The organism is Stenotrophomonas pictorum JCM 9942 (assembly GCF_001310775.1).
In the GTDB taxonomy this organism is placed as follows: Bacteria; Pseudomonadota; Gammaproteobacteria; order Xanthomonadales; family Xanthomonadaceae; genus Stenotrophomonas; species Stenotrophomonas pictorum.
The window spans coordinates 1-2556 of record NZ_BAZI01000374.1; the positions used below are offsets into that span (position 1 = coordinate 1).

Here is a 2556-nt window from a genome sequence, read left to right on the forward strand (position 1 = left end):
GCCTCGTCGTCGGTGGGCTGCGGATCATCCTGCGCACCGGCCACATGGCTGGCGCCATAGGGCGTGCCGCCGCTGCTGGTGTGGCTCAGCGCCGGCTCGGTGAAGGGAATGCCGACGATCAGGCAGCCGTGGTGCAGCAGCGGCAGGTGCATCGACAGCAGCGTGGATTCCTGCCCGCCATGCATCGAGGCGGTGGAGGTGAACACCGCCGCCGGTTTGCCGGCCAAGGTGCCGTTGACCCATTCGGCGCCGAGGCCATCAAGGAAGTGCTTGACCGGTGCGGCCATGTTGCCGAAGCGGGTCGGGCTGCCGAGCACGAGGCCAGCGCATTCGGCCAGATCGGCGATTTCCACATACGGGGCGCCGTCCTCGGGTACCGGGGGGGCGCTGGTCTGGGTGACGGCGCCACCGGTGGCACTGTGCGCAGGCGGGCGCTCATGCCGGGGACTTCGCCGATACCGCGGGCGATCTGCCGCGCCAGCCGTGCCACCGAACCCCCACGGCTGTAGTAGAGCACCAGAATTTCCGCCATCACACCATCCACTCATCACGCAGGAGCCGGCAGTATCGGCGATGCGGGCCGCGCTTTGCATCGGGTACCCTTGCCCGATGGAACCTCTGGATTCACTCAATCTATGGATGGAACGGCTGCGCGACCGGGCGCGGACCACCAGTTTCGCGCGGTTCCTGTGGTGCCGCTTCCTCGATGACCGCCTGTTCCAGGCGGCCGGCTCGCTGGCCTACACCACCGTGTTCGCGCTGGTGCCGTTGGCGATCGTGGTGTTCGGGGTGCTGTCGGCGTTTCCGATGTTCGACCGCTGGAGCGAGGCGCTCAGCGACTATGTGTTCTCCAACTTCGTGCCCTCGGCGGCGCGCGCGGCCGAGGGCTATCTGCGCCAGTTCTCGGCCAGCGCCGGGCAGCTGACCGCGGCCGGTTTCATCGCGCTGGTGGTATCGCTGCTGATCACCCTCAACAGCGTGGAGCAGACCTTCAACCGGATCTGGCGGGTGGCGTCGGCGCGGCCCAAACTGACCCGCTTCCTCGTCTACTGGACGGTGCTCACGCTGGGTGCGCTGCTGGCCGCCGCCTCACTGGCGGTGTCGGCCAAGGTGCTGTCGCTGCCGCTGTTTGGCACCACCGAGGGCCGCTGCTGGCCGATCTGGGCTTGCGGCTGGCGCCGGTGCTGATCGAATTCGTCAGTGTGGTACTGATCTACCGGGTGGTACCGCATCACACGGTGAAGTGGCGCCACGCCATCCCTGGCGCCTTGCTGGCAGTGCTGATGCTGGAGCTGGTGAAGTGGGGGATGGGCCTGTATCTGGGCAGCTTCCAGTCCTACCAGAAGCTGTACGGCACGGTGGCGTTCGTGCCGATCCTGCTGCTGTGGATCTACCTGGGCTGGGTATCGGTGCTGCTGGGAGCGTCGCTGGCTTCTTCCATCGCCGCGTTCCGCTACCAGCCGGCGGCCTTGCGCCTGCCGCAGGGCTGCGAGCTGTATGCGCTGCTGCGCCTGCTGGGGCGTTTCCGTGAAGCGCGCCAGAACGGGCAGGGTCTGGACGAGGGGCAGATCCTGAGTCTGGAGCCGATGCTCACCGATTCGTTGCTGCAACAGTTGCTGGAGCAGCTGGAGCAGATCAACCTGCTGCGTTGCGACGAACGCGGCGAATGGCTGCTGTCGCGCGATCTGGACAGCATCAGCCTGCAAGACCTGTACGAGAGCCTGCAGCTGCGCATTCCCGCTGCCGAGGAATACCTGCCGTTCCGCGACGACAGCCTGGGCCAGGCCGCCTGCCGCGCGCTGGATGAACTGCGCGTGCCGCTGCGCGAGCTGCTCAAACGTCGCGTGGACGATATCTACGTTATTACCGGAGACCACCGATGACCGCCAAGCTCCTTCCATTCGCGCTGCTGGTGTTGATATTGAGCGGTTGCAAGCCGCCGCAGGAGCCCGTCGCGCCACCGCCCCCGGCGCCGCCCGCGATCGAATCGGACAGTGCTGCGGCCGCGCAGGCGGAGGTGGTTCAGCAGACCGCGGAGATGCCGCAGCTGCAGGTGCAGACCGTCGATGGCAAGGCCTACGATCTGGCTGGCCAACGCGGGCAGTGGGTGGTGATCAATTTCTGGGCGACCTGGTGCGGGCCGTGCCTGCAGGAAATGCCCGAGCTGTCGGCGCTGCACGCCATGCGCAGCAATGTCGAAGTGATCGGGCTGGCCTACGAGGACATCGAGCTGGAGGAGATGCAGGCCTTCCTCCTGGCACATCCGGTGGCCTATCCGATCGCCATCATCGACACCTACAACCCGCCCAGCGACTTTGCCACCCCGCGCGGTCTGCCGATGACCTATCTGATCGGCCCGGACGGCAAGGTGGCCAAGCAGTTCCTGGGACCGGTGAACGCGCAGGAGATCGAGCAGGCCATCACCGCCGCGGGTGGCAAGGTGCTGTAATCCTGCACGCGGGCCGGGACAGGTCGGGCCAGGATCCGATCGTTCCGGCAGCGGACATTGGCAGGCGCGCGGTGTCCGCCTGTTCGATCTGTACGGGTCCAGCCCCG

The 2556-nt window shown here is 66.9% G+C and carries 1 protein-coding gene and 2 pseudogenes; 2 read left to right on the forward strand and 1 reads right to left on the reverse strand.

Going from position 1 to position 2556, the window contains the following annotated elements:
• A pseudogene (gene wrbA / locus JCM9942_RS13870) lies at window positions 1-532 on the reverse strand (NAD(P)H:quinone oxidoreductase); the annotation flags it as partial.
• A 77-nt stretch (window positions 533-609) separates the two neighbouring features.
• On the opposite strand from wrbA, the pseudogene JCM9942_RS13875 reads away from it, so the two are divergent.
• Both JCM9942_RS13875 and JCM9942_RS13880 read left to right on the forward strand, forming a co-directional pair.
• Window positions 610-1883: pseudogene (locus JCM9942_RS13875) on the forward strand (YihY family inner membrane protein).
• A complete protein-coding gene (locus JCM9942_RS13880) occupies window positions 1880-2449 on the forward strand; it encodes a TlpA family protein disulfide reductase (protein ID WP_054660404.1) in 570 nt (189 codons plus the stop codon). Before JCM9942_RS13875 ends, JCM9942_RS13880 begins: the two are co-directional and overlap by 4 nt.
• The last annotated feature ends 107 nt before the right edge of the window (window positions 2450-2556 follow it).